We start from the raw sequence: 18,805 nt of genomic DNA on the forward strand, positions 1-18,805 counted from the left end.
TTCCCTTCTGAGACTAATGAATACAATGAGCGTAGAACCATTAGATTGCTCCGGCAAGGCGGCGCACTAATGGGTAGCATGAAGCCGTGCGCATTCGAGTTGGTGTAGATGAGCTTCAGGCGGCGGGGTTCCCCATGGGTGGTGAGCCGCTCGTCGCACTGGACCTGGCGGACACGCTGATGACGGTGACCGAACCGGCCACGGACCTCATCGGGAACCCGGAGGCCTCGGCGGCCTGGTGGGCACTGCAGTCCGGAAGCCTGCCGCCCGGGCCTGTGCCCGACGCCGCGGCGGTGCGCCGGCTGCGTGCGGCGGTTCGCGACGTCCTGGACAGTCACCTGGAGGGCCGCCCGGCGCGGCCCACGTCGGTGGACGACATCAACGCCGCCGCGGCAGCGGCTCCCGTGAGTCCTCGTCTGGTCGTGACGGCCGACGGGAGCAGGGGCGAGGAACGCTGGCACACCGAACACGGCGGGAACGCCGCGTTGGCCGCCATCGCCGCGGAGGCCATCGGGCTCCTCGCCGACAACGAGCGGCTCGGGCTTCTGCGCCGTTGTGCCAACCCGGCCTGCTCGATGCTCTTCCTCGCCGAGAACAAGCGTCGCAGGTGGTGTACCAGCAACATCTGCGGCAACCGGGCACGGGTCGCCCGCCACTACGAACGAACCCACACCGACGGAGTCGGCGGAATCTGACCCGCGGAGCGGCCGCCGCAAGGGGCGGGCGACAGGGCGCTCCTCACCACGGGCCACGGGCCACCAGGGCGACGGTGGCACCGGGGCGACGGTGGCACCCCGGCCACGCCCGGCTTCCACCCCGGCGGACACGCACCGGCCGGATGCCGCCGCGTGCCCACGCCGTGAACTTCTCGCCCCGTGGCCCCGAACTCGCCGCACGGCGGGGGCGACGCCAGGCCACGGCCCTGCGGCTACGACCGGCCCGCCGACGGCCTGCCCGGCGTCCGGTTACGCGCTGGTCGGCGCCGCCTGCTGCACGACCTCGAAGGACCACAGCGTGGACCCGCTGGCCGCCGGCTTGGGGCGCTCCCCGCTCGCCGCGTCACCGCCCTGGTGGGCCGCCTTCATGGGGCCCTCCATCCAGGCCTGGAAGGACTCCTCGTCACGCCACCGCGTGTACACGAGGTAGCTGTCGGTGCCTTCGACGGGGCGGAGGAGTTCGAACCATTCGAATCCGTCGGAGTTCTCCACGGCATGGGCACGCGAGGCGAAGCGCTTCTCCAGCGTTTCCCGCTGCTCGGCCGGGACGGTCAGTACGTTGATCTTGACTACGCTCATGGCCCCATCCTGCCCCACGGCGCTCCTGGGAGACGGCCGGCTTGCGTGTGTCAACGTCCCGGCCGCTGGTGCCGGATGCGCTGGGCGACTTCGCTGTTCTCGGTCTCCCACCAGGGACGTACGAGTTCCGATGTCTGTGCCGCTCCCGGCGCGGGCGTCGCCGGAACCAGCTCCGCCTCCAGACGGCGGTCCAGTATGACGGTCTCGGCGCGTTCGGTACGGGCCCACTGCACCAGGATCGCGAGGAGGAAGGGCAGCGCCACCAACTCGGCGATGCTGATCATCGCGCCACCGCCCAGCTGCTGGTCATGGAGTACGTCCGGCGCCCAGGACGGCGCGTGACGCAGATACCAGGCCCCGGCGATGAGCGTGCCGTGGGTCATCACGACGATGCCCGGTACGGCGTCGATGATCCCGTCGAGGAACACCAGCGCCGCCCGGACCGGATGGGTACACCACCTCGGCAGCGCCGCCTCGCGGGTGAGCATCGGCAAGACGAACAGGCTGCCGGCGAGCAGCAGGTGCAGATACATCACCTCGTGCAGCCAGTCGTCGCGCAGGGCGGTCGCGAAGTACGGCGTGAAGTACACCGTCAGCTCCGTCGCGAGCACCAGAGCCGTGCTGACCAGCGGGAAGGTGAGCAGGCGTACCAGCCGCCCGGTCAGCGCCCGCTGCACACGCCCGGCGGCACGCGCGGGCAGGGAACGGAGAGCCAGCCGCAGTGGATCGCCCAGAGCCAGCCCGAGTGGTGCGATCAGGTCGAGGAGGACGTTCTGGACGGCGGCCGGCCAGAACAGCACGTGGTCGTACACGGCCAGCGCGGACATCGTGGCCACGACGAGGGTGCCCAGGCCGAGCACCGCGAAGGCGCCGGCGCGCGGCAGGGGCCAGTGCTCGCCCCGGCGCCTGAGACGCAGCACGCCCCAGCCGTACAGCGCGCCCAGGATGACGACCACCAGCAGCGCGGGCACGTCCGGTTGCCATGAGGTGAGGAATCGTCCCACGGTGAGCTGTGGTGGATTCTCCATCGCGTTCTACCTCCACGGCATGCCAGATCTGCCGTGGCACTCTATGCCGCGCGCGACCGGCCCCGGTCGCGCACGCACCGGACTCGCCCGCGGTCACACCGAGCTCATACCCAGCTCATACAAAGCACGACGGACGTGTCATGCAAAGCACGACGGACGTGTTCCGACGCACGTCCACGTGCCTCGGCGTCTGACCACTGCGCGGTCGTGTGTGTTCCGGACGGTCCGGACCGTCCGGAACACACACGTCGCCCGAGGCAGCGGCGGGCGGGCCTACCTGGCGAGTTCGGCCGGTTCATCGAGCCGTGTCAGTTTCCGCGGGTTCGCGATCGCGTGGATCCGGGTGACCTTCCCGTCCTCCACCACGAGGCTCACCGCGGCCACTCGGCCGTCGATCTCGATCCGGCCCGCCGGCGCGCCGTTGAGCCACACCGCCGACACCGCCCGGCCCGGGAGAGCGAGCATGCTCGCCACCAGTGCGGCCCCGTGGATCGGAGCCCGAGCGGCGCCCGCAAGCCCACCGCCGTCGGCGATCAGAACCACGTCCGGTGCCATGACGTCCAGCAGTTCCTGCAACCGGCCGGTGCGCAGCGCGGCCAGGAACCGCTCCACCACGGCCTGCTGCTCCGACCGGCTCACCGGCACCCGCGGCCGCCGGGCCGCCACGTGTTCGCGTGCCCGCCGCGCGATCTGCCGCACCGCTGCCGCGGACTTCCCGACGGCCTCGGCGATCTCGCCGTACGGCACCTCGAAGACCTCGCGGAGCACGAACACCGCGCGCTCCGTCGGCCCCAGCGTTTCGAGCACGGTCAGCATCGCGATCGACACGTTCTCCGCGAGCTCGATGTCCTCGGCGACGTCGGGGCTGGTCAGCAGCGGCTCCGGCAGCCACTCGCCGACGTACTCCTCGCGACTGCGCGACAAGGTCCGCAGACGGTTGAGCGCCTGCCGTGTGACGGTTCGTACGAGATAGGCCCGCGGGTCACGCACCTGCGCGCGGTCGACGTCGGCCCACCGGAGCCAGGACTCCTGCAGTACGTCCTCGGCGTCGGCCGACGAGCCGAGCATCTCGTAGGCGACCGTGAACAGGAGGCTGCGATGGACGACGAACGGGTCCTCGGTCATGCCGTCGACGCTACGCCGAGGTTCTGCGGACGCGCGGCCAGCGGAATCTCGCAGGCGTCGGAGTAGCCCTGCGACGTGATCCCGTGCGCCGTGTTGCACCTGGTGGCAAAGTTGGCGAAGCCGATGAACACGGTGAGTTCGACCATCGCCGCCGGGCCGAGCCGGTCGAGCAGCCGCGCGGACAACTCGTCGGTGACGGTCGTCGGTGTGTTCGTCATGGCCTCGGCGTACTCCATCACGTCCCGCTCCAGCGGCGTGAACACCTCCGACTGCCGCCAGCGCGGCACCTGGCTCGCCTTGGTCAGGTCCAGGTTCTGGTTCAGCGCGTGGAAGTAGTTGATGTCGAGGCACCAGCTGCAGCCGACCTGTGCCGCGACGGCCATGTGGGCGAACGTCTTGAGGCTCGCGTCGGCCGCGTCCCACGTGGCCACCTTGGCCGAGAACTCCTGGTTGGCCTCGGCGAGTTCGGGGTGGTTCCACAGCACCTCGACGGGCTCGGGCACGGTACCGAGTTGCTTGATCATGATTTCGCGGAGCTCGACGGGGAGCTCGGCCTTCGGGACGCGCAGCGTCATGGTGTTCTCCTTGTACGTGTGCCTGTTGGGCCGTTCGTCATGAAGACACCGCCCGACCCGGGCATGTGACAACGGGGCTCAGGGCCCGGCTTCGGGTTTTCCCCACCGTGGGCGGGGCCGGGCACCACCCTTGGTCCGGGTGGTAGGGCCATGGGGCCCGGGTTCGGGATCCGGTTGGCTGGTCGGCGTCAGCAGGCGGTGGTCCACCAGCCCGAACCGGAGGTTCGAACCATGCATGCTCTTGAGGCCGGTACGCAGCGCACAACAACCAGGGCCGGCAAGAAGAAGGCGGCAGCCGTCGGCCTCGCGGCAGCCGCGCTGGTCGCCGCCGTGCTGCTGCCGGAGGCGGCCTCCGCGGCCTCCGGGCACCGCGCCGCACGCGCCGAATACACCCGGGCCGAGCTCCGCCGCGACCTGGCCGCCGTACGCAAAGCGGGTGGCGGGGACGTGAACGTGCTGGCCAGGGTCGACGGCCTGCCCGGAGGACGGGTGCAGGCCCGCCTCGGCACCGTGTCGGCCGGTTCCCACGCCCCCGTGCCGTGGGGCTCGCACTTCCGGACGGCCTCCACCACCAAGGCGTTCGTCGCCACCGTGGTGCTGCAACTCGCCGCCGAGAAGCAGCTCTCGCTGGACGACACCGTCGAGCACTGGCTGCCCGGCGTGGTCTCCGGCAACGGCAACGACGGCTCCCGGATCACCGTGCGCGACCTGCTCCGCCAGACCAGTGGGCTGTTCGACTACATGGACGACCCGGACATGCAGCGGAAGCTCCGCGAGCACTTCGACGAGAACCGTTACAACGACACCTCCACTCACGACCTGGTCATGATGGCCGTGGCCCACAAGCCGCTGTTCGTGCCGGAGGCCGGCCGCACCCGCTGGGCGTACTCCAACACCAACTACCTGCTGGCCGGAATGATCGCCGAGAAGGCGAGCGGCACCGGCTGGAGGGAGTTGGTCGAACACCGCATCATCGCCGGACTGGGCCTGCGCCAGACCTCGGTGCCCGGGCTCGACCCGTTCCTGCCCACGCCGTACGTGAGCACCTATCTGACCGGCACGGACGGCACCAGGCTCGACGTCACCACGAACAGCTACCTGCACACCGCCGACTCCGGAGTGGTGAGTACCACCGCGGACCTCAACACCTTCTTCCGCTCGCTGGCCGACGGCCGCCTGCTGCCGGCCGAGCAGTGGCGGGAGATGCGGCAGACCGTACAGCGCACCGACGACCCGGAGGATGTCGCGGAGCTGCCCGAGGGTACCTACGGTCTGGGCCTGCGCGAGGTCCCGCTGTCCTGCGGCGGCCACTACTACATGCATGAGGGCGACGGGTTCGGCACCTACACCCGCCCCGCGGTCAGCTCGGACGGGCGGCGCGCGGTCACGATCTCCGTCACCACCACCTCCGGGATGCCGGACCTGCCCACGCTCAACCGGGCCACGGGCACCCTGATCGACCACGCGCTGTGCGCCGCCGGCCGGTAGGCGCGGCGGGCATCGTGCGACGGCACCACGCCGACCGACACCATCGAAGTGGTACGCCGTCAGCTCGACGGCCGTCGGTTCTGGTCGTCCGATCAGTCGTCCTGTTTCCATGACCCGCTGGGTCGGCCGCTCACGCAGCGCACGCGGAGCTCGGCCTTGCCCGCCGTGCCCTCGAACCTCACTTCGGCGTGTTCGTCGGGCCCCGCGTCGGCGCGTTCGACGCCGAAACCCTGTGCGGGGGCCCACGACACCAGCCGCACCACCGCGCCGTCGCACTCGGCGATGACCGTCCCGCCCGGAGTGGAGAACACCTCCTTGACCGTGGTGGCGGAGGGACCTCCCGCGGACGGAGAGGACGTCGGAGTCGGGGTGTGGGACGCCGTGCTCGGGCCCGCCGATGGGGAAGCCGTAGCCGAGGCGAGCTGCCGCTCGACCTGCTCCGGGGTGAGCACCCCGCCCTCCGTGGAGGAGGTGATCCCGTCGCCGATGACCTGTACGGCGGCCAGACCCGTGAGCGTGGCGGCCACGGCGGCGGTCGCCCAGCCGGCCACGGCGAGAACAGTGCGGGAAGGCATGCGGACGACTATGCCGTGGTCGTCGTTAACGACAGAACCGGGGGACCCTAAGGGACGGTTAACCGGGTCGGCCCGCCCGCCGACTCGGATAGCGTGCCTGCTGTGGTGCGCCTGCTGCTGATCGAAGACGACCCGACGATACGTACACCGCTGATCCGTGCACTGAGTGAGCGCGGCCACGCGGTCGCCGCCGCGTACACCGCGATGGGCGGCCTGCAGACCGCGTTGGACGAGCGTCCGGACCTCGTGGTCCTCGACCTCGGTCTGCCGGATCTGGACGGCATCCAATTGCTGCGCATGTTGCGAGCGGTCAGCTCCGTACCGGTGATCATCGCGACGGCGAAGGACGACGAGGCGGAGATGGTGCGGGGGCTGGACGCGGGCGCCGACGACTATGTGGTGAAGCCGTTCACCGCCGCCCAACTCGAGGCGCGGGTCCGGGCGGTGCTCCGGCGGGGCGCGGGACCTCAGGAGAGCGCGGCCACGACCGTCGTCGGTGATCTGCGCATCGACCCGGGAGCACGCGAGGCGAGCCTGGCCGGCGTCATGCTCGATCTCACACCCCGCGAGTTCGATCTCCTGCACCACCTCGCCGTTCGGGCGGGACGGGTGGTCACCAAGCGGGAACTGCTCACCGAGGTGTGGCGGGTGCCCTACGGCAGCGCGGACAAGACGGTCGACGTGCATCTGTCCTGGCTGCGCCGCAAACTCGGCGAGACCGCTCAGGACCCCCGATACCTGCACACCGTACGGGGCGTCGGGGTCCGGTTGAGCGCACCCGCGGACCGGCGATGAGGCGGCGGCTGACCCTGCTCGTCGGCGCCACCATGTGCCTGGCGCTCCTCGCCTTCGTGGTGCCCTTGGCGCTGCTGCTGCGCACGGTGGCGCAGGACCGCGCCGTCGTCGCGGCCGCCGCGGACGCCCAGAGCCTCGTCTCCCTGGTGGGGACCGCCGACCCGGACACCCTGCGCTTCAGCGTCGAGCACATGGCCGCCGGATCCCGAGGTCCGGTCACGGTCTTCCTGCCCGACGGGTCGGTGCTGGGCACCCCGGCACCACGGACCAGCGCCGTGCGGCTCGCGGCCCGAGCGGGAGTGAGCAGGACCGTGGAGCGTCCCGACGGCCGCGAGATCGTGGTGGCCGTGCTGGGACGGCAGGACGGGACTGCCGTGATCCGCGCCTTCGTTCCCGCGGCCGAGTTGACCCGCGGGGTGACCCGGGCCTGGCTCGTCCTCGTCGGCCTGGGCGTCGCACTCCTGCTGCTCGGCCTGCTCGTCGCGGACCGGCTCAGCCGTACCCTCGTCGCCCCCATCGCGGAACTGTCCGCCGTCTCCCACCAACTGGCACGGGCCGACCTCACCGCACGGGCCCGTCCGGTCGGTCCGCCGGAACTGCGCGAGGTCGCCGGGGCGCTCAACCACCTGGCCGGGCGGATCCAGGAACTGCTCCGGGAGGAGCGCGAACAGGTCGCGGACCTGTCCCATCGACTGCGGGCGCCGCTGACCTCACTGCGGCTGGAGACCGAGTCACTCGCCGACGCCGACGAGGGAGCCCGTATCGCCGCACGCGTGGACGCCATGGAACGCGCGGTCACCGGCCTGATCAGCGAGGCCCGCCAGCGTCGGGTGGCGCGCGTCGACGCGGCCTGCGAGGCGACGGCCTCGCTGCGTGAACGGGTGGCGTTCTGGACCGTGTTGGCCGAGGACACCGGACGGGCGGTCACTCTCGACGTGGCGGCGACCGGCCCGCTGTTCGTCGGTGTGGCGGCCGACGAACTCGCCGCCGCCCTGGACGCCCTGTTGGGCAATGTCTTCGCCCACACACCCGACGGCACCGGGTTCGCCGTCACCCTGGCTCCCCGAGCCGGGGGCGGAGCCTTGCTGACGGTGGCGGACGACGGCCCCGGTATGTCGGCCGATCAGGTACGGCGTGGCGCGAGCCGGGGAGGGTCGACCGGCCTCGGGCTGGACATCGCCCGGCGCGTCGCCCAGTCCAGCGGTGGACGCCTGGACCTGGCCACGGGTCCGACCGGCGGTGCGCGGGTGACACTGGAGCTGGGTCCACCCGCCTCCGGTCCGTCCCCGGAGGGCCGGCTTTAGGGGTCGTACGCCTCAGGCGGAGCCCCTGTCTGCGGTGTGGGCCTCGAGCACGTCCCTGAGTTGGCGCCGCACGGCGATGCCGAGCTTGGGGAACGCCCGGTACGAGTGCGAGCTGACGGTGCGCGGCGAGAGCGTGCCGGCCACCAAGACCCGGTGGGTGATGCGCGGCCGGTGGCGCCGGGCATCACCCACCGGGGAACGACTCAGTGCTTGTTGACCGCCGAGGCCCAGTCGAAGTTCACGCCCATCTGGGCGTACATGGTCGAGTACCCGACGAAGCAGTTGAACTTCTCGACCTTGCCGTTGTGCAGGTACCAGAAGTCGGCAGTCGGTACGTCGATCTTCGCGCCGTTCGGCTTGACCGTGCCCGCCGGTGACTGCAGCGGTCCCTCGAACGTGCCCTGGATCGACAGCTCGATGCTGATCACGTCGCCGTTCACGGTGATGCGCTTGAGTTCACGGTGCACGTCGGGGAAGAGGTTGGCCATGTAGGGCAGAACGTCACCGAGTGCCTTGCCCCGATATGCCTGGCCGGGGACCATGTCGTTGAAGACGCCGTCGTCGGCGAAGCTGTTGACGAACGTGTCGACGTCCAGGCTGTTGCCCTCCGCCACGTGGTAGTCGCGCAGGACGACTGCGAGGTTGGCCCTCTCGTGCTTGGTCAGGTGGCGGTTCGTCAGCGGCAGCTTCGCCAGGTCGCCAGGAGTCAGGTCCGCGTGGGCAGCCGTACTGGTGTGGACCGCCGCACCGCGGTGGACGGGGCTTGCGGCCTGTGTCGGCGCAGCGGCGATGGAAAGACCACCCAGGATCGCTATCGCGGCCGTGGCGGTGATCGACTTCCGGCTGAGCAGCTTCATGTCGTGTTCCTCCAGGTGTGTTCTCAGGATCCGAGATCCGTCGCAACGGTCTCTCGCGCTTGGTTAGTAAATCAAACGCTCGCTTGAGATTATGAACGGCGGCGCAGGCTGTCAAGCACTTGTTTGAATTGTGTGCTCGCGTCGGGACGGGCTCCGCTCGAGCGCGGCCTCGATCCGTGAGGCGGCTGTTTGACAATGAACTCAAGCAGCTGCTTGAGTTCATGCTGTGATAGGGGCGAAAAAGACGGACCTGCGCCGAGAGGCTGGTCAGCGTACGCGGGACGGCCTGCAGACGGCCGCCCTGGAGTTGCTCGCGCAACGAGGCCAGGAGGGCGTGACACTCCGCGAGATCACCGATCGCGCCGGGGCCAACGTCGCCGCGGTGAGTTACCACTTCGGGTCGCTGAAGGCACTGTGCGACTCGGCGATAGAGCACGCGCTGGAACGGTATCTGGACGCGCAGATCCTGGCGCTCGATCCCCTTGGCTCCACTTCGACACTCCAGGAGATGGCGGCGGCCTTCGCCCGGCCGATGGTGCGCGCGCTGGCGGCCGGTGGACAAGACCTGGCCGTGATGCGGACTGTGGCGCGCGTCGGCATCGATCCGCCCCAGGGGTGGGAGCGGCTGAACGGCAAGTTCGACCAGAGTCGCCGGGAGGCCCTCCGGGTGCTGACGGCGAACCTGCCCGGAGTCGACGAGCAGGAACTGATCTTCCGTACGCGATGCGCGGCCGGCCTGCTGAACTGGCTCGCGCTGGCACCCATCGGCGCCGAGCTGGCCGCCATGTCCGCCGAGCAGATCGAGCGGCAGTTGGTCCCCGTGGTGGCTGGGGCGTTCCGCGGGGACGCCGTCGTCGGCCGCTGACCGGGCCCAAGGCCACCGGACTCACAAGCTGTCGCCTTTCCGGGCGTGATCGACGCGTTTCCACTGGTCGGGGACAGGAGCGGTGATTCCGTGGGAGTGGTGGCCCATCGGGTCGTCACGGCTCGTCCGCCTCGCCACGTAGGACAGGGTCTTAGCCCGCTCTTAGCACTGACGCAGTGCGGCCCTATCCCGGATCGGGCGAACCTCTTGTCACCAAAGGGCAATCGCAGGAGGTTCGCCATGAAACGCACATCCATGATCCTGCTCACCGCGGGAGCGCTCGCTGTCACCGTCACCGGCACCGCTCTCGCCGGCGGTGGCAGCCACGACGTTCCCCCCAGCCGGAACGCGTCGTCCATCGTGACCGCGACTCCGACCGCACCTCCCACGACCCCGAACATGCCGGTCACCAGCTCCCGTGCCGCCGAGATCGCCCTGGGACACGTCGGCGGCGGGCAGGTCATCGAGGTCGAGCCGGAAGTGGAGCACGGCCGTACGGCGTGGAGCGTGAGGATCCTCAAGAACGGCAGTCGGCACAAGGTGTACGTCGACCGGAGCAACGGCCGGATCATGAGGGCGGAGCAGGAGTCGGCGGGCGACGGTCACCACCGCGACGACCGGGGCGGCGCCACCGACGACCGTCGCGACGATCACCACGGTGGCAGCGACGACAACGGTGGCGACACCCATGGTCGACACCACCACTGAGGGCGGCGGGTGTTCGGCGTAGGTCGCCTGCCGGTGCGCACGCTGTACCTGGGGCAACTCCTCGGCGGCTGAGATCCCCCGCGCCTACAGGGCCGGTCCCTCGCCCTCGCGCTCCTGGTGGGAGTAGCGCTGTTCCTTCCAGGGGTCGCCGACGTTGTGGTAACCGCGTGCCTCCCAGAAGCCGCGCCGGTCCTCGGTCAGGTACTCGATGCCGCGCAGCCACTTGGGGCTCTTGTAGCCGTAGAGGTGCGGGACGACGAGACGCAGCGGGAAGCCGTGTTCGGCGGTGAGGAGCTCGCCGTTGTGGTGGGTGGCCAGGAGGGTCTCGGGAGCCGTGAAGTCGCGCAGACGCAGGTTGGCGGCGTAGCCGTACTCCGCCCAGGCCATGACGTGCGTGACGTCCGGAGAGGGCGGTGCCAGGTCCAGGACCGTCGTGGCGGCGATCCCGAACCACTCGTGGTCCGTCGAGGTCGGGCCGGTCGCGCAGTGCAGGTCGGCGACGACCGTCGTGTGGGGGAGGGCGGTGAACTCCTCGAAGGACCACGTGCGTTCGTCGCCGGCGGCGGTGGCGCCGAAGACGCGCAGGTTCCAGCGCTCGGGGCGGAAACGGGGGACGGGGCCGTAGTGCGAGACGGGCCAGCCGTGCACATGGCGCCGGCCCGGAGGAACGCGGCGGGGTGCGGTGGGGGTGCTGCCCGGTGCACCAGGGTGGTCGCCTCCCATGGGTGCTCTCCTTCCTCCGGCCGGCCAGTCCACTGTGCAGCCTAGGTGCCCGCCCCCAGGGGGCCGAGGCAGGGGCACTCCGTGGTCGACGCGCGTCGTGCTCGTTCCGTCCGTGCTCGTTCCGTCCGTGCCTGTTCCGTCCGTTCTCGTGGAGCCGGGGCAGGGCTCACTAGAATGGCGACGACAGTGCCGCGCCGACCAGGTGGTCTCCCGGTGACCCGATGGTTTCCCGGTGCCGACAGCCAGGAACGAGGAGGGCCGCGAACATGCGTGAGCTGGCGGACACGGCACGGCGGTGGGCAGCTCAGGGGCGCCCGGCCGTGCTGGCCCGGCCGATCACCGAGCAGGGCTTCGGGCCCCGGCACCCCGCCGACGCGCTCCTCATCGACGAGGACGGGAACCGCCGGGGCACCTTGTACCGCGGTGCGTTCGACGACCACCTGGCCGCAGAGGCCGCGGCCCTCCCGCCCGGCCACACCGCGCGGGTGTGCGAGGTGGCCGTACACGACGACGAGGTCAAAGAGGCACGGCTGACCTGCGGCGGACAGGCCGAGATCCTGCTCCAGCCGCTGCACACCGTCCCCGCCCGCTGGTGGGACCTGCTGAGCGAGGGCGCCGACGCCGCGCTGATCACCCGGATCGACGAGGAGCGGACCCAGGCTGTCAGCGACGTCGTCACTCCGGGGGGTGTCACTCCGGGAGTGCAGGGTGATGATGCGGCGGCCGTCGTTCAGGCCGCCGAGCAGGCCAGGCAGCTGCTCGCCCGCCACCGTGCCGGACGCGAGACCCGCCGCGCCGACACCGGAATCGTCCTCATCGAGGTCTGCCCGGCCGTCCCTCACCTGGTCATCGTCGGCGGTGGCGAACTCGCCGAACTCCTCACCACCCAGGCGAAGGTGCTGGGCTGGCAGGCCACGGTCGCGTACGCCGCCGCGGATGCCCGCACACCCATGGCCGACCGTCCGGCCGCGGCCTGCCTGATCGTGCTCAGTCACGAGCCCGACCTCGACATCCCCGCCCTGCACACCGCGTTGACGGCCGGCGTCCCCTATGTCGGCGCGCTCGGCTCACGCCGTACCCAGGCCCGCCGCGCCGAAGCCCTCACCGAGGCGGGGCTCACCGAGGAGCAACTGCGCCGCATTCACGGCCCGATCGGACTCGACATCGGCGCCCGTACCCCCGCGGAGACGGCCTTGGCCATCTGCGCCGAGGTTCTCGCCGCGCTGAGGTGACCGTAGGTGTCCGGTCCGCGGGCTCATGGGCTGGTCACCCCCGCCGCGTCGAGGGCCAGCCACACCCGGTCGCGAGTGAGCGGGAGTTCGGTGAAGCGGAGTCCCGTCGCGTCGCGCAGCGCGTTGGCGAAGGCCGGGGCGACCGGGTTGAAGGGGCTCTCGCTCATCGACTTGGCGCCGAGGGGACCGATGGCGTCGGCGGTCTCCATGAAGTGGACCTCCGTGCGCGGGATGTCGGCGTACTGAGGGAGGCGATAGCGGCGGAAGGCGGCCGTCTCGACCTCGCCGCGGGCGTCGACGCGCACGTGCTCGAAGAGCGTCGCGCCCAGCGCCTGGGCCACACCGCCCTCGACCTGGCCGCGGCACTGCATGGGATTCATCACCTTGCCGGCGTCGGCGGCATGCACACTGCGCAGGATGCGGATCTCGCCGGTGCCGGGATCGACGGCGAGGCGGAACCACTGCGCGTTGAAGGCGACCGAGCGCGGGGTGCCACCGAAGTGCCCGTCGGCGGCACAGGTGACACCCACCGCCCTGGCCGCCTCGTACAGCTCCTTCAAGGTCAGCCGGCCACCCGGATGCGCCACCGCCTCCTCCACGAGTCGGCAGTCCGCGCGGGGGACGCGCAGGGTGGCGGCGGCGAAGTCCAGCAGCATGTCCGCGAGGGCACGGGAGGCACGCAGCGTGGCCTTGCCCGCGACCACCACGCCGGTGGAGGCGAAGGCGCCGGTGTCGTGCTTGACGACGTCCGTGTCGGACTGGCGGACGGTGATGCGCTCGACGGTGGTCGCGAGTTCACCGGCCGCGATCTGGCGGTGCACCGTGGTGGTGCCATTGCCGAACTCGGCCGTGCCGACGGCCAGGTCGAAGGTGCCGTCAGGCAGCAGCGCGGCCCTGGCATCGGCGATGTGGCCGCCCGGCGGACCCGTCGCGATCATCGCGAGCGCGGTGCCCTCGCCGACCAGCCAGCCGTCCGGGACGGGCTCGGACACGGGCTCTTCCCGGGCACGACGGACGATGCCGATGCACTGGTCGAGACCGTAGCTGGCGATGTGCAGGTCCTCCTCCTCGCCGCCGGCGGTGATCATCGGCTCCCCGGGGCCGATGATGTTCTTCGCCTTGAACTCCAGCGGGTCCAGGCCCACTCGGCGGGCGAGTTCGTCGAGGGCCGACTCGACCGCGAACATGACCTGCCCGAGTCCGTAGCCGCGGAAGGCGCCGGCCGGGACGGTGTGGGTGTAGACCGAGAAGGCGTCGACCTTCTTGTGCGGGGCGCGATAGACCGCCATCGACTCGCCGACGCTGTGGAACATCACCGCGGGACCGTGATTGCCGTACGCGCCCGTGTTGGAGACGACCCGCAGTTGCAGCGCGGTCAGGGTGCCGTCGCGGCGGGCGCCCGCCTTCACCCGGATCGTGAACGGGTGCCGGGTGGTCGCCCCGTAGAACTGCTCGGCCCGCGTGTACTCCAGCTTCACCGGACGCCGCAGCCGCAGCACCGCGAGGGCCACGATGTCCTCGACGAGCATCTCCTGCTTGCCGCCGAAACCGCCGCCGACCCGGCCCGCGACCACCCGCACCCGCTCCGGAGGGAGGTCGTACAACGCGCACAGCGCGCGCCGCGTCAGGAACGGCGTCTGTGAACTGGTGCGTACGTTCAGCCGGCCGTCCTCGTCGAACCAGGCGACGGCTCCGTGCGTCTCCAGGCTCGCGTGCTGGACACGCTGGGTGCGGTAGGTGTCCTCGTAGACGGTGTCGGCCTCGGCGAATCCCGCCTCGACGTCACCGATCTCGCCGTGCGCCTCACCCGCGACGTTCTCCTGGGGACGGGAGATGCGAGCCGTCGCCGCGTCCTTGTCGTGCACGACCGGTGCGCCCGGCCGCATCGCCTCCTCCGGGTCGACGACCGCGGGCAGCACGTCGTACGTCACCTCGACGAGGCGGCAGCCCTCCTCCGCCGCCGCCTCGCTGTCCGCGACGACGGCCGCGACGCGCTGGCCGATGTAGCGGACGGTGTCGTCGAGGACGCGGGTGTCGTCCGGATCCTCCTCCGGGTGCTCGTGACGAGCGGTGGAGAAGTGCCGTTCCGGCGCGTCGTGGTGGGTGAGGACCGCGTGCACGCCCGGTACGCGCAGGGCGGCGGACGTGTCGATGGCGAGGATGCGGGCGTGGGCGTGCGGGGAGCGCAGCAGCTTCATGTGAAGCATGCCCGGGATGTCGACGTCGAAGGTGTAGCGGGCGGTGCCCGTGACGACCTGCGGTCCGGCGGGGGCCGGAAGGTTGCGGCCCACGGCCTCGCCGGCCGAGGGAGCCTCGGCGTGACACACCCCTCGTATCGCGTCCTCGATGGCCCGGTAGCCGGTGCAGCGGCACAAATTGCCCTTGAACGCCCGGGGAAGATCGGCCAGTTGATCGTCGTCGAGCGCCGCGGTCGTCATCAGGAACCCGGCCGTGCAGAAGCCGCACTGGAAGCCCTGCGCGTCCAGGAACTTCCGCTGTACGGGGTGGAGTTCGCCGTCCTCGGAGGCCAGGCCCTCGACCGTGGTGACCTCGCGGCCGTCGGCCCGGAAGGCGGGGTAGAGGCAGCTGTGCACGGGCTCGCCGTCCACGTGGACCGTGCACGCGCCGCAGTCGCCCGCGTCGCAGCCCTTCTTCACGCCGAACCAGCCGCGCTCACGCAGATAGGTCCGTAGGCACTGGCCGGGGCGTGGCTCCTGCGTGAACGGCCGGCCGTTCACCTCGATCCCGAAACTCACTGCGGCTCCTCACCGTGGGACAGCTCGCGGCGGATGTCCTCCGCGTACCGGAACGTCATGTGCCGCCGCCATTCGGGAAGCCCATGGATGTCGTCGAACCACTCGTCGTCGGCGACGGCCGCGTCGATCGCCGCACGCAGTCCGTCCGCCGTCGGCGGCAGCGGGAACCACAGCCGGACCGGGCGGACGGTCGAGGCGGTGATCGTGATCGCGAGGGAGTGGTCGACCGGGTCCAGGGTGCCGATGACCAGGGCGCCGGAGCGGCCGAGCCCGTACAGGGACGCCTGCCGGAACGCCGTACGGCAGGCGAGGGCGCGGGCGGGCAGGGTGATGGACCGCAGAAGCTCGCCCTCGGCCAGGACCTTGCGGCCCGCGCCGGTCACGAAGTCCACGACGCGGACCCGGCGGCGTGCACCGTTCTGGGCGTGCAGCAGGCACTCTCCGTCGAGGGCGGCGGTGAGGGAGATCATCGGGCCGGCCGGGAGGGAGTTGCAGAGGTTCCCGCCGACCGTGGCCATGTTCCAGATCTTGAAGGAGGCGAGGAACGCGCGGCAGCACTGCTCGAACAGGGGCGCCGCCTCGGCCCGCAGCTCCCTCGCGAACCGGGACAGCTGGGCGATCGTGCAGGTCGCGGCGATCTCCAGCGAGCCGTCCTGGTGCGGCCGCACCGGTGTCCAACCGGTCCGGCTCAGGTCCACCAGCCGCCGCAGGTGCGGCTGCGGCTCGGAGAACAGGTACGTCCCGCCGCCGAGCCAGGCGTCGCCCGGCCGCCAGGGCGCGGGATGCCGTGCGTCCCGTATCTCCACCACGGTGTTCAGGTCCATGAGCGTCAGTGAAGCAACGCGACCGGGCTCCGGACGACTGGTTCACGACACGGAAACGCCGAGTTTTCCGGCGGGTGTCCTGGAGGATCGACCAAGAGGCATACCGTTCGTCTCGCCTTGCACTTACGATGCGATCACTCGCATGCACCTGGTGAATGTGAGATGCCGGGCACGCGCCCTCGTGCCCGGCTGCCGCACAAGGAGCCAGCGCACATGCACGTCGACCACCTCCTCAAGGACGAGTCCCTGGGCCTGCGTCTGCTGTGGGCCGAGGAACCACAGCTGACGCGGGAGATCAGCGGGGTGACCGCCACCGACCTGGAGGACCCCGCCCGTTTCGTGCGACCCGGCGAGGTCGTGCTCAGCGGCCTGGTGTGGTGGACGGCCGAGGGCGGGCGGGACAAAGCGGAGCGGTTCGTGGCCGCGCTGCGGACGGCGGGCGCCGCCGTACTGCTGGCGGGCGAGGAGACCCACGGCTCGGTGCCCGACGATCTCATCGAGGCGTGCGCGCGGCACGGCGTCCCGCTGGCGGCGGTCCCGGCCCACATCATGTTCCGCGCGATCACCGACACCGTGTACTTCCGGCAGTGGGGCGAGCTGAACCGCCTCCACGCGCTGCCCGAGAACGTACGCGTCCGGCTGAGCCGACTCGTCGCCCAGGACGCGGGCCCCGACGTGATCGTCGCGTCCGCCTTCGCCCACGCGGACCGGGCGACCGCGTACGTCTTCACACCCGCCGGGCGGACCGTCGCGGCCACGGAGGGCGCGCGGCCGGTTCTGGCGCGGGAGGCCGTCGCGCTGCTGGCCGACGGCGCGGGGATCACGGTCTCCGTCGACTCCGACGCCGTCTCCCCGTACGAGCGCTGGCACCTGTATCTGCCCGAGCCCGGCGGTACCCCGCCGCGCATGCTGCACGAGATCGCCGCGATCCTGGCCCGCTGCCAGGAGTCACGGGCCCGGCGCCGGGCCGCCGAACACCAGGCGGCGGACGAACTCGGCACCCTGCTCTTCGCACCCGGCGCCGAGGTGGCCGCCGTGGAGGGAGCGCTGCGGACCTGCGGGCTCCCGGCCCAGGGCCCCTACCGGGTGATCGTCGCCGAGACGGGATCGCAACGGGCGGGACTGGCGGAGGGGGCGCTGACGGAGGCGGTCGCCCACGCGGGGCCGGGACGCGCGTCCGTGGGCCGGCTGCCGGACGGCACGGCGTTCGCGGTCGTACCGGAGACAGAGGACGGCGCAGGGGGATGTGCTGAGTTCTGGCCGCTGGTCGCCGGCTGCGAGCCGTCCGTCCCGCTGCACGGCGGTATCGGCTCGGCCGCCGACGGGCCGCAGGACCTCAACGGGGCGTTGTCCGAGGCCCGTTACGCCCTGGCCTCGGCCCGCACCACCGTCCCCGACTCCTCGTCAGTCGTCGACTCCTCGTCCCTCACCGGACTCGACACCCTGCTGACCGGCATACCGGCCGAGGTCCGCACCGCCTACAGCAGCACCGTCCTGGGTCCCCTGTTGGACACCCGGAACGCCTCCGCCGCCGCACTGCTGAAGACCCTGGAGACCTTCCTCGCCCACGACGGCTCATGGGCCCGCACGGCGGAGGTCCTGCACCTGCACGTCAACACCGTCCACTACCGGATCCAGCGCATCGAGCACTTCACCGGCCGCGACCTGTCCCGTCTCTACGACCGCCTGGATCTCTGGGCCGCTCTGCTGTGCCGTACGCCGTCGGCTACGAGCGATCCACGTGCACGCTCGTCGACTTCACCCGCGCGGTGACCGTGACGCCGACCGCGAGGTCCAGCTCTTCGACCGCCTCCCGGGTCACGAGCGACACCACCCGGTGCGGCCCCGCCTGGATCTCCACCTGCGCCACGACCTCGTCGACCGTCAGCGCCGTGACAATGCCCGTGAACGCGTTGCGCGCCGACGTCGGCGGGCCGCCGGCGACGGCGCCGCGTTCGTCGTCGACCGCACGCTCCCGCGCGAACCGGGCCAGCCCGAAGCCGTCGATCACCCGGTTCCCCGAACCGTCCCGCCCCATGGGAAGCCGGCCCCCGTCCGCCCAACGGCGCACGGTCTCCGGACTCACCCTCAACAGGCGCGCGGCCTGGCCAATGCTGTACGACGGCACACCGGCACCCTAACCGTGTCATCGTCAGTGTCTACATGCGCAGCATGCGCTGTGTGATCTCCCGGTACTGCCGCAGCGCGTGCCGGAGCTCTTCCGGCTCTGTCCCGGGGTCCTGGTCCTGCCAGGTCGCGTGGAGAAGGCGCCGCCGTTCCGCGAGGGTGCTCATGAGCTGGGTTGTGACCTCGTCGAATGCGGTCTCGGCCTCTTCCAACGCCTCACGTGGGCTGTCGGCGAAGGTGTTGAGGGCGTGTTGGAGGCGCTGGGTGAGCTTGTCCCGTTCGTCCGACGGGATCAGCGGCTCGGGGCCCGGCGTACGACGCCCGGACGAACCGGGCTGTTTGTCCGGGGGCTGCTGGGCGCGTGACTGGTCGTACATCATCGAGTGCCACTTTCCTGTACGTCGTACCGGCCGCGTCGGCTTCGTCGCCCTGGGCGGGGCCGCGCTCCGCACCGTGCTGTCAGTCAACGCCGGGCAACCGGCGGTGTCAACGTGGTGTCGACAGGGGGCGCGGTCCGGGGGATGGGCA

At 71.1% G+C, this 18,805-nt stretch carries 20 protein-coding genes; 8 read left to right on the forward strand and 12 right to left on the reverse strand.

The window, feature by feature from the left end; genetic code table 11:
- The first annotated feature begins 86 nt into the window (after window positions 1-86).
- A complete protein-coding gene (locus FNV62_RS48795; RefSeq protein WP_205522484.1) occupies window positions 87-695 on the forward strand; it encodes a CGNR zinc finger domain-containing protein in 609 nt (202 codons plus the stop codon).
- A 270-nt stretch (window positions 696-965) separates the two neighbouring features.
- On the opposite strand, the gene FNV62_RS48800 is transcribed toward FNV62_RS48795, so the two are convergent.
- From FNV62_RS48800 to FNV62_RS48815, 4 genes are all read right to left on the reverse strand, one after another.
- The gene (locus tag FNV62_RS48800; RefSeq protein ID WP_067381387.1) at window positions 966-1,295 is read right to left on the reverse strand and encodes an antibiotic biosynthesis monooxygenase family protein; all 330 of its coding nucleotides are present in this window, start codon (window positions 1,293-1,295) and stop codon (window positions 966-968) included.
- A 50-nt stretch (window positions 1,296-1,345) separates the two neighbouring features.
- Complete coding sequence (locus FNV62_RS48805) at window positions 1,346-2,323, reverse strand: cytochrome c oxidase assembly protein (RefSeq protein WP_144316240.1); 978 nt, start codon at window positions 2,321-2,323, stop codon at window positions 1,346-1,348.
- A 273-nt stretch (window positions 2,324-2,596) separates the two neighbouring features.
- The gene (sigJ, locus tag FNV62_RS48810) at window positions 2,597-3,448 is read right to left on the reverse strand and encodes an RNA polymerase sigma factor SigJ (protein ID WP_097288110.1); all 852 of its coding nucleotides are present in this window, start codon (window positions 3,446-3,448) and stop codon (window positions 2,597-2,599) included.
- Window positions 3,445-4,023: a carboxymuconolactone decarboxylase family protein gene (locus FNV62_RS48815; protein ID WP_143604460.1), complete on the reverse strand. Its 579-nt coding sequence runs from the start codon at window positions 4,021-4,023 to the stop codon at window positions 3,445-3,447. Before FNV62_RS48815 ends, sigJ begins: the two co-directional genes overlap by 4 nt.
- A 231-nt stretch (window positions 4,024-4,254) precedes the next feature.
- Between FNV62_RS48815 and FNV62_RS48820 the strand changes: the two genes are divergently transcribed.
- Entirely contained in the window at window positions 4,255-5,511 is a 1,257-nt protein-coding gene (locus FNV62_RS48820; protein ID WP_143629817.1) for a serine hydrolase domain-containing protein, read from the forward strand.
- A 92-nt stretch (window positions 5,512-5,603) separates the two neighbouring features.
- Here FNV62_RS48820 and FNV62_RS48825 read toward each other — a convergent pair whose 3' ends face one another.
- Window positions 5,604-6,086 (reverse strand): septum formation initiator, encoded by a 483-nt coding sequence (locus tag FNV62_RS48825; RefSeq protein WP_143629819.1) that lies wholly within the window; start codon window positions 6,084-6,086, stop codon window positions 5,604-5,606.
- Between the two features lie 102 nt (window positions 6,087-6,188).
- Here FNV62_RS48825 and FNV62_RS48830 point away from each other — a divergent pair, with 102 nt between their 5' ends.
- Both FNV62_RS48830 and FNV62_RS48835 read left to right on the forward strand, forming a co-directional pair.
- Window positions 6,189-6,881, forward strand: a complete 693-nt coding sequence (locus tag FNV62_RS48830) for a response regulator transcription factor (protein ID WP_060895244.1) — start codon at window positions 6,189-6,191, stop codon at window positions 6,879-6,881.
- Window positions 6,878-8,185, forward strand: coding sequence for a sensor histidine kinase (locus FNV62_RS48835; protein ID WP_144316241.1), 1,308 nt, complete (start codon window positions 6,878-6,880; stop codon window positions 8,183-8,185). The genes FNV62_RS48830 and FNV62_RS48835 overlap by 4 nt, the downstream gene beginning before the upstream one ends.
- A gap of 12 nt (window positions 8,186-8,197) precedes the next feature.
- Here FNV62_RS48835 and FNV62_RS48840 read toward each other — a convergent pair whose 3' ends face one another.
- Both FNV62_RS48840 and FNV62_RS48845 read right to left on the reverse strand, forming a co-directional pair.
- Window positions 8,198-8,377, reverse strand: coding sequence for a hypothetical protein (locus FNV62_RS48840; protein ID WP_143629822.1), 180 nt, complete (start codon window positions 8,375-8,377; stop codon window positions 8,198-8,200).
- Window positions 8,378-8,388: 11 nt separating this feature from the next.
- Complete coding sequence (locus FNV62_RS48845; RefSeq protein ID WP_097288116.1) at window positions 8,389-9,042, reverse strand: nuclear transport factor 2 family protein; 654 nt, start codon at window positions 9,040-9,042, stop codon at window positions 8,389-8,391.
- A gap of 226 nt (window positions 9,043-9,268) precedes the next feature.
- Here FNV62_RS48845 and FNV62_RS48850 point away from each other — a divergent pair, with 226 nt between their 5' ends.
- Both FNV62_RS48850 and FNV62_RS48855 read left to right on the forward strand, forming a co-directional pair.
- Complete coding sequence (locus tag FNV62_RS48850) at window positions 9,269-9,907, forward strand: TetR/AcrR family transcriptional regulator (protein WP_179858424.1); 639 nt, start codon at window positions 9,269-9,271, stop codon at window positions 9,905-9,907.
- Between the two features lie 240 nt (window positions 9,908-10,147).
- On the forward strand, window positions 10,148-10,615 hold the full coding sequence (locus FNV62_RS48855; RefSeq protein WP_143629824.1) for a PepSY domain-containing protein: 468 nt from the start codon (window positions 10,148-10,150) through the stop codon (window positions 10,613-10,615).
- A gap of 84 nt (window positions 10,616-10,699) precedes the next feature.
- Here FNV62_RS48855 and FNV62_RS48860 read toward each other — a convergent pair whose 3' ends face one another.
- Window positions 10,700-11,338 (reverse strand): molybdopterin-dependent oxidoreductase, encoded by a 639-nt coding sequence (locus tag FNV62_RS48860; RefSeq protein WP_143629826.1) that lies wholly within the window; start codon window positions 11,336-11,338, stop codon window positions 10,700-10,702.
- Window positions 11,339-11,604: 266 nt separating this feature from the next.
- Here FNV62_RS48860 and FNV62_RS48865 point away from each other — a divergent pair, with 266 nt between their 5' ends.
- The gene (locus tag FNV62_RS48865; protein ID WP_143604467.1) at window positions 11,605-12,570 is read left to right on the forward strand and encodes an XdhC family protein; all 966 of its coding nucleotides are present in this window, start codon (window positions 11,605-11,607) and stop codon (window positions 12,568-12,570) included.
- A gap of 23 nt (window positions 12,571-12,593) precedes the next feature.
- Here FNV62_RS48865 and FNV62_RS48870 read toward each other — a convergent pair whose 3' ends face one another.
- Both FNV62_RS48870 and FNV62_RS48875 read right to left on the reverse strand, forming a co-directional pair.
- The gene (locus tag FNV62_RS48870) at window positions 12,594-15,326 is read right to left on the reverse strand and encodes a molybdopterin-dependent oxidoreductase (protein ID WP_143629828.1); all 2,733 of its coding nucleotides are present in this window, start codon (window positions 15,324-15,326) and stop codon (window positions 12,594-12,596) included.
- On the reverse strand, window positions 15,323-16,150 hold the full coding sequence (locus tag FNV62_RS48875; protein ID WP_143604469.1) for an FAD binding domain-containing protein: 828 nt from the start codon (window positions 16,148-16,150) through the stop codon (window positions 15,323-15,325). Before FNV62_RS48875 ends, FNV62_RS48870 begins: the two co-directional genes overlap by 4 nt.
- A 213-nt stretch (window positions 16,151-16,363) precedes the next feature.
- Between FNV62_RS48875 and FNV62_RS48880 the strand changes: the two genes are divergently transcribed.
- The gene (locus tag FNV62_RS48880) at window positions 16,364-17,923 is read left to right on the forward strand and encodes a PucR family transcriptional regulator (protein ID WP_143629830.1); all 1,560 of its coding nucleotides are present in this window, start codon (window positions 16,364-16,366) and stop codon (window positions 17,921-17,923) included.
- Here the strand turns inward: FNV62_RS48880 and FNV62_RS48885 are convergent.
- Both FNV62_RS48885 and FNV62_RS48890 read right to left on the reverse strand, forming a co-directional pair.
- Complete coding sequence (locus tag FNV62_RS48885; protein ID WP_144316242.1) at window positions 17,877-18,278, reverse strand: TOBE domain-containing protein; 402 nt, start codon at window positions 18,276-18,278, stop codon at window positions 17,877-17,879. The genes FNV62_RS48880 and FNV62_RS48885 overlap by 47 nt on opposite strands.
- 31 nt (window positions 18,279-18,309) lie before the next feature.
- The gene (locus tag FNV62_RS48890; protein ID WP_143629834.1) at window positions 18,310-18,657 is read right to left on the reverse strand and encodes a hypothetical protein; all 348 of its coding nucleotides are present in this window, start codon (window positions 18,655-18,657) and stop codon (window positions 18,310-18,312) included.
- Window positions 18,658-18,805 lie beyond the last annotated feature (148 nt).

The organism is Streptomyces sp. RLB3-17, assembly GCF_007113425.2.
In the GTDB taxonomy this organism is placed as follows: Bacteria; Actinomycetota; Actinomycetes; order Streptomycetales; family Streptomycetaceae; genus Streptomyces; species Streptomyces mirabilis_D.

What these genes read in the sequence shown, in the direction of transcription:
- FNV62_RS48805 (WP_144316240.1), bottom strand. Translation starts at nt 2,323, where the DNA reads ATGGAGAATCCACCACAGCTCACCGTGGGACGATTCCTCACCTCATGG.
- FNV62_RS48875 (WP_143604469.1), bottom strand. Translation starts at nt 16,150, where the DNA reads ATGGACCTGAACACCGTGGTGGAGATACGGGACGCACGGCATCCCGCG.
- FNV62_RS48835 (WP_144316241.1), top strand. Translation starts at nt 6,878, where the DNA reads ATGAGGCGGCGGCTGACCCTGCTCGTCGGCGCCACCATGTGCCTGGCG.
- FNV62_RS48825 (WP_143629819.1), bottom strand. Translation starts at nt 6,086, where the DNA reads ATGCCTTCCCGCACTGTTCTCGCCGTGGCCGGCTGGGCGACCGCCGCC.
- FNV62_RS48855 (WP_143629824.1), top strand. Translation starts at nt 10,148, where the DNA reads ATGAAACGCACATCCATGATCCTGCTCACCGCGGGAGCGCTCGCTGTC.
- FNV62_RS48880 (WP_143629830.1), top strand. Translation starts at nt 16,364, where the DNA reads ATGCACGTCGACCACCTCCTCAAGGACGAGTCCCTGGGCCTGCGTCTG.
- FNV62_RS48800 (WP_067381387.1), bottom strand. Translation starts at nt 1,295, where the DNA reads ATGAGCGTAGTCAAGATCAACGTACTGACCGTCCCGGCCGAGCAGCGG.
- FNV62_RS48815 (WP_143604460.1), bottom strand. Translation starts at nt 4,023, where the DNA reads ATGACGCTGCGCGTCCCGAAGGCCGAGCTCCCCGTCGAGCTCCGCGAA.
- FNV62_RS48845 (WP_097288116.1), bottom strand. Translation starts at nt 9,042, where the DNA reads ATGAAGCTGCTCAGCCGGAAGTCGATCACCGCCACGGCCGCGATAGCG.
- FNV62_RS48820 (WP_143629817.1), top strand. Translation starts at nt 4,255, where the DNA reads ATGCATGCTCTTGAGGCCGGTACGCAGCGCACAACAACCAGGGCCGGC.
- FNV62_RS48865 (WP_143604467.1), top strand. Translation starts at nt 11,605, where the DNA reads ATGCGTGAGCTGGCGGACACGGCACGGCGGTGGGCAGCTCAGGGGCGC.
- FNV62_RS48890 (WP_143629834.1), bottom strand. Translation starts at nt 18,657, where the DNA reads ATGATGTACGACCAGTCACGCGCCCAGCAGCCCCCGGACAAACAGCCC.
- FNV62_RS48860 (WP_143629826.1), bottom strand. Translation starts at nt 11,338, where the DNA reads ATGGGAGGCGACCACCCTGGTGCACCGGGCAGCACCCCCACCGCACCC.
- sigJ (WP_097288110.1), bottom strand. Translation starts at nt 3,448, where the DNA reads ATGACCGAGGACCCGTTCGTCGTCCATCGCAGCCTCCTGTTCACGGTC.